The sequence below is a fragment of the Halobacillus sp. A1-3 genome (assembly GCF_050971765.1).
GTDB classification, from domain to species: domain Bacteria; phylum Bacillota; class Bacilli; order Bacillales; family Halobacillaceae; genus Halobacillus; species Halobacillus mangrovi_B.
The window spans coordinates 510,696-516,990 of the sequence record NZ_JBPCEO010000002.1; the positions used below are offsets into that span (position 1 = coordinate 510,696).

7 protein-coding genes are annotated in these 6,295 nt (G+C 40.6%); 1 reads left to right on the plus strand and 6 read right to left on the minus strand.

Annotation, left to right across the window (positions count from 1 at the left end; all coding sequences use genetic code 11):
* Positions 1-430 precede the first annotated feature (430 nt).
* Complete coding sequence (locus tag ACRYKC_RS05435; protein ID WP_433805689.1) at positions 431-1,666, minus strand: ABC transporter permease; 1,236 nt, start codon at positions 1,664-1,666, stop codon at positions 431-433.
* Between the two features lie 10 nt (positions 1,667-1,676).
* Positions 1,677-2,576: an ABC transporter ATP-binding protein gene (locus ACRYKC_RS05440; RefSeq protein ID WP_433805691.1), complete on the minus strand. Its 900-nt coding sequence runs from the start codon at positions 2,574-2,576 to the stop codon at positions 1,677-1,679.
* 152 nt (positions 2,577-2,728) lie between these two features.
* Here ACRYKC_RS05440 and ACRYKC_RS05445 point away from each other — a divergent pair, with 152 nt between their 5' ends.
* Entirely contained in the window at positions 2,729-2,914 is a 186-nt protein-coding gene (locus ACRYKC_RS05445; protein ID WP_433805693.1) for a YhzD family protein, read from the plus strand.
* A 29-nt stretch (positions 2,915-2,943) separates the two neighbouring features.
* On the opposite strand, the gene ACRYKC_RS05450 is transcribed toward ACRYKC_RS05445, so the two are convergent.
* The 4 genes from ACRYKC_RS05450 to ACRYKC_RS05465 form a co-directional block, all read right to left on the minus strand.
* Positions 2,944-3,714 (minus strand): enoyl-CoA hydratase, encoded by a 771-nt coding sequence (locus ACRYKC_RS05450; RefSeq protein WP_433805695.1) that lies wholly within the window; start codon positions 3,712-3,714, stop codon positions 2,944-2,946.
* 175 nt (positions 3,715-3,889) lie between these two features.
* Positions 3,890-4,249, minus strand: a complete 360-nt coding sequence (locus ACRYKC_RS05455) for a YlbF/YmcA family competence regulator (RefSeq protein WP_433805697.1) — start codon at positions 4,247-4,249, stop codon at positions 3,890-3,892.
* Positions 4,250-4,333: 84 nt separating this feature from the next.
* Positions 4,334-5,470: a DUF445 domain-containing protein gene (locus ACRYKC_RS05460; RefSeq protein WP_433805698.1), complete on the minus strand. Its 1,137-nt coding sequence runs from the start codon at positions 5,468-5,470 to the stop codon at positions 4,334-4,336.
* A gap of 107 nt (positions 5,471-5,577) precedes the next feature.
* The gene (locus ACRYKC_RS05465) at positions 5,578-5,988 is read right to left on the minus strand and encodes a ferritin-like domain-containing protein (RefSeq protein ID WP_433805699.1); all 411 of its coding nucleotides are present in this window, start codon (positions 5,986-5,988) and stop codon (positions 5,578-5,580) included.
* Between the last annotated feature and the right edge of the window lie 307 nt (positions 5,989-6,295).

Sequence of the window (6,295 nt, forward strand, 5' to 3'; positions counted from 1 at the left end):
CTGAAATTAGGTGGGTTTGGGAGGTTAATGATAGCTGGGATGGCTGGAAAATGACTAGATTCCCGTGGGAGAAGGAGCTAGGCGATACCCCACAGAGAGCGCAGCGAGGGAGGCTCGACAGTTCCCCCACAGGAAAGTGTTCAAATGCGGAATCGCCCCGGTAGACACGACTCGCATAAGCAGAAAATCAAAAGGAATGTGCCTTTTCATTCCATTGATTTTCTGCTTATGACGCGAGTGTCTGGGCGATGCAGCTAGACGAGTTATTTTCCAGCCATCCCTTACCCTATTACAAATTCAAACCCAAATCATCTCAAATATGAGCGTTCTAGAAGCCTGCTATATAGTTGAACATTGACTATTATACCTGTAAACCATAGACCACATTAAAAACCCGTATTCTCACGGTGAGAAATACGGGTGTAAAGCTTTATCCTTCTTTTTTCGATAACTGTAAGGCTTTTTTAAAGTCCTTCAAGGAAGAGGATTTCCCATACATTAAAACTCCTCCACGATAAATTCTTGCTCCAACTAGCCCTAATAAAATAATTGAGACGACAAGTATGGAAATAGAGAGCGTAACTTCCCATACAGAAATATCCAGCATTCCTACCCGCAAAAACATAATCAATGGAGTGAAAAATGGAATGTAAGAGGTAGCCGTGACAAAAGGTGCCTCAGGCATGGACAATCCGAAGATCGCAATCATAAACGCTGCAACCACAAGCATCATCATCGGTGCGACAATTTGCTGGGCATCTTCAAGCCGGCTAACCAGCGATCCTAATGTGGCCGCTAGTGTAGCATAAAGCAGGTAACCGAGCACGAAGAATACAACTGCGTAGATTATCGTGCTAGCCTGGACTTCAGTAAATCCAAACGACTCCAGCAGCGACCCATTATTAGAATTCATCGCCTGCTGAATACCGAAGTAACCGACAAGTAAAAGAATCGCGAACTGGGTTAAGCCAACTAAAGCGATCCCTATAATTTTTGCAAACATTTGAGAGACAGGGGATACACTTGAGATTAAGATCTCCATGACTCGACTGGACTTCTCAGTAGCTACATCGGTAGAAATCATATTGCCATACATCATAACTGAGAAATACATAAAAAATAACATCACATAAACAAGACCTCGTGTCTGACTTAACTCCTCTGCCGATTTTGCACTCTCTTCTAAAGCAACCAAATTAAAATTGACAGGAGAAGATATTTGCTGAATCGTAGTGGATTCAACGTTAGCTTTTTCAGTAACGACACCAACTTTTACTTGTTGAAGTGCCTGACGAATTGGCTGACTTTCTCCAGTATTTGCAATTTGATTAGCATAGTATGTTCCCTCCGGAAGTCCTTGTTCATTTTCAATAAGTTCTACAACTGAATGATACTCACCTTCTTCTACCTCAACTTTTGCTTCTTTGAGACTTCCATTATAATTTTCAAGGGTATAGTCTTCGTTTGTATTTAACACCCCATTAAGTGATTGATACCATTGTTCATTTTCAGTAACAACAGCTACCTTCTTTTCCTCATCATCTCCGCTGAATTGTTCAATGATGGTTTGGAGGTTGGTTAAAGCAAAAACTAGTAGAACAGTAAGAATGGTTGTAATGAGAAATGATTTTGATTTTACACGGTTCAAATACGTATGTGATAACATAATGAAAAATTTATTCATAGGAAGCACCAACTTTCTCTATGAAAATATCATTCAACGTCGGCTCTTCCAGGTTGAAGGTGCGGACAAACCCTTTTCCAGAGAGCTCACGAAATACCTCTTGAGATACCTCTTCATTATTAATCTGTAACTCGCAGCCCTCCGAGAGCGATCTGTACTTTGTTACTCCGGATACACTCTCCAGGTATCTGGTATCGAAATCAGCATGAACCCGGATGTTTTTCTTACCAAAAGAGCGTTTAATTTCTTTCAACTGGCCATGAACGACTGGCGTTCCATGATGCAGGATGCACAAATGCTCACATAGCTCTTCCACATGTTCCATTCGGTGAGAAGAAAATACTATGGAAGTACCGGATTCCTTCAAATCAACCACGGCTTCTTTGAGCATTTCCACATTTACAGGATCAAGCCCAGAGAATGGCTCATCAAGAATCAATAATTTCGGTTTATGCAGGACAGCTGAAATAAATTGAATTTTTTGCTGATTTCCTTTAGACAATTCCTCTACTCTTTTATTTCTATAATCAGGGACCTTAAATCGATCCAGCCAATATTCTAGCTCTTTAGTAGATGCAGATTTAGGCATGCCTCTTAACTTGGCGAGATAAACTAGTTGATCCCGAACTTTCAATTTAGGATAAAGACCCCGCTCTTCCGGCAAATACCCGATTAAATGACTCTGGTCATACCCAATATCTCCATCATTCCAAGTAATTGTTCCTCCTGTCTGATCAAGCAGCCCGAGTATCATTCGAAAAGTCGTTGTTTTTCCAGCACCATTAGCTCCGAGAAAGCCGAAGATCTGCTTCTCTGGAATCTCTAACGACAGGTGGTCTACCGCAGTGAACGAACCAAATTTCTTAGTTACATTATGTAAGCGTAATGTCATACCTACACCCCTCTCTTCTCTACATGAAATACGCAGCAAGAATAAAAACGTTTCAATCTTTTATAAAATTTTTTTAGAATCAAGCAGGAATTTATCATGAAGATACAAAAGATAGTATAATGAATACATATTCATTTCGGGGAGGAACACCAATGAAAACATACTTTCTAACTGTATTCGAAAAGGATGGAACAAATGTATTGGATGAAACATTCCAAGCTGAGAATGATAATCAAGCTAAAGAAATCGGCAGTGAAAAACTTGAAGAAAAAGGATTCAGTGAGCACACGCACCGTTGCGTCGCTCCCGAAGGCCATCTAGTACTCTTCCACCGATAAAAAAAGTCGCGCTCACTGCGCGACTTTTTTTATCTTCCTTGAAATTTGGGTTTTCTTTTTTCCATAAAGGCTGTAACACCTTCCTGGTGATCTTTTGTCTGTCTTAACTCCCACTGAGCTTGTCGTTCTTTGGATAGATATTGAAGAAGTTTATCCACGCCATATTGATGATAAATCTGTTTGGTTTTGATCATTGACTGCAAAGGGCGCATACTCCATTTTCTTGCAATAGCCGCTACTTCATCATGAAACGAATCGTTAAGGACGATGTCCACAAGTTTATGATCGAAAGCTTCCTTTGCTTTCATTTGTTGCCCTTCCCACGCAAATTGCTTTGCCTGATGGGTCCCTAATCTTTCCTGGAGCCAGAAATGACCACCTCCATCAGGAGCAAGACCTATACCAATAAAATTCATGGAAATCGTTGCGTCAGCTTCAGCCACAACATAGTCAGCTGCCAAAGCGATACTCAACCCTAGCCCCACAACTGGCCCATGGATAGCTGATATCACAATCTTAGGCATTGTATAAAGGGTCGTTACGATTGTTTCAATATGGTCCATAACTTGGTCATATTTTTTTGCGTCTTGAACTTCTTTCATCATCGTAATATCTCCGCCTGCACAAAACCCTTCTCCTTCACCGCAAAGAACAACGACCTGAGGCTCAAGCTCTCTAACTTCGCTCACCGCTTCTGAAAATTCTTCCAGCATTTCTATATTTAGAGCATTGTACTTTTCTCCGCGTGCAATTTTTAAATAGACGACATTATCATGTTCTTCTATTTTAAAGAAATTCATTCTCATACCCCTTTATAAAAAATGATTTCATCTCTACTAAACATTTTCTGCGGCTGGAAGACAATTTCCTGCAAGAATCGAAGAAAAGTACTGATTTACACGTAGATTCAACTTGATTCCATTTGTGGTATATAACAAAAAAAGCCACCTTTACTCAGGTGGCTTCCGCTTTTCTTTATTGTTGTGGTTCTTCCGGATTGCCGTAAAGCTCTTCTAGCGGCTTCGTGATGATACGGCTGATGTCATTGATGACTGTGTTCAAGCGCTGCTCTTGTTCCATAAGTTGGGAAATTTGCGGATGCTGTTGAACAAGTTCAACGACTTTACGAGCTTGCTCGACTTCTTCCTCAGAGATTTCTTCACCTTGCATTTGTTTTTGCTGTAGCGTCATTTGAGTCTGACGGAAATCATCGAACATTTTTTTAGCAGCTTCGTCGTTCATTACTGCTTCATAAGCTTCTTTCAAGCCTGTGAATTCTTCACTATTTCGAATCGCTTTCTCTAAATCATACGCGTGATCATATAGATTTGCCATAAATTAAGAACCTCCTAAAAGTTTCGTTCTGTGACTCCTCCCCCACTATAACAAACTAAAGAAGGTCTGTATAGGAAACCATAATTATCCGAAAAATAGCACAATAATCCCCTGAAGCATTCCGATCAATCCACCAAGTAAAGCTCCTAAATAGGTGATCATTTTGAATTCCCTTCGTGAAATGCCTAATACCATCTCTTCTAGCCGTTGAACTTGAAAAGCCTCCACTTCTTCCTGAACAATTTCAGAAAGATGCATGGTTTCCATCATACGGTCCATTCTCGAAGAAAGAAGCTCGGTCATTTTAGTGATAAAAAGCGGAATGAGACTATAAACGATTTTCTCACGGTGTGGGCGGGTCCATTCAGCTATAGTTTTCGTCATCCATTTTTCAATCGGCAAAGCTTTGGCTACAGCTTGGCCTAGCACTCGTCCAATCGTCTGTCGTCCAATTTTGTCTTCAAAAAAACTTACCCGATGCTCCATGAGTTCTTTAAGTTCTGATTGAAGCATCCCTCTCAGCCAAACATTCATTTCATTGTCAGCAATATATCTTGTAATAGCGGGATAAATCCGTTCTGTAATTCCATCAGGTCCCATAAAAGAAGAAATCATGTTCCCGAGGAATCCTTGATTATCAAGGTAATTCTCAATGAGAGCTGTTACTTTTTGTCTGCCTTCCCGGCTTCTGAAATACCTGAGGATGCTTTCTTGGATATGATCAGCCAAACGATCGGTTCCTTCTTCAGCTTTGCGCCTCCATTCTTCAGAAATAATTTCTTCTAATGGTACATGCCGGTATTCATCCATAAGGGTATGGTAGCGCTCTTCGATCCATTCAGAAACTGATTTTTCAAGTTTCTCTGACGAAAGTTCCACGTCCAGATTACGAGCAAGGTCCTTTACCGTTGCCGGGTGATCAAGCCAATTTTCAACTTCTTTTTGAGCCCATGTCGTAACCTGCTCCTGAAAAATAGGAGCTTTTAACTTTCTGCGTAAACCCTCTGGAGTTAACAAATGCTCAACAACCATCTTCCCTAACTGACGGGCAAGTTCCTGCTGTCTTTTTGGAATAAGGCCTGGAGTAAACGGCAAACGGTATTTCCCAATATAAATGGCACGATAGGGACGAAATAACATTTTGATAGCTAATGAATTCGTCACCCCTCCTATCATTGCGCCTATTATAATCATCATTAATATCAATATCACAGGATTCATGGTACAACCTCTTTCTAATAATCATGCTGTACCCAGTATAATCCAATTATTTTCAATGTGCCAATGAGAGCATAAAAAAACAGGCCTTTGTTAGACCTGAATTAGGGTTACTTTAAGCGTCCTAAGATTGTGCCAAAACGTGTGGCATGTTCCATTTCATCTGTCATTGCAATAAATAAAGGTTGATAAGCCATTTGATTCGGAAGCATAAAGAGCATTTCACGATACATTTCAGCTGCTTCAAACTCATCCTTCTGTGCTTTTTTCACACCGTCTTCAAAAGACTGATACATCACCTTTTCGGGTTTGAACCGATGGTACTGACCTGTTAGCTGATAATGCAGGCGTTGAAACATTTTGTAGTGCTCCAGCTCATCATCTTCTGCGTGCTTGATATAGTCTTTAAACATCCGATTGCTCGTATCCTCACCCAGACGTTTATAGAAATCGTTGGCATTCCACTCGTTTTCTATCGCCACCTGCAGCATATTCAAGAACTTGTTGGGTTGGTTATACATTAGTCTCCCTCCTCTATTAAATAGATATGAGAGAGAGGGACAATCTTATGCCTATTCTTTTGTCTCTATACATGGTTTTAGGTTTCTTATACCTTCTTTTACTCCTTCTTTAATAAAAGCCTCATTATCCTGAAGACTTCAATATAAGATAATGGATTTTTTAGATGGGGCTGTTTCCGTTACCTAGTAATCTGGAGAGGTGAGAGGGAAAATGACTCGCTTTCCGCGGGGATGACGGCAAGCCTCCTCGGTTTTCCAACCTGTGGGGTCTTGCCAGCCATACTATTCCCTAGTTATATCTAGTTTC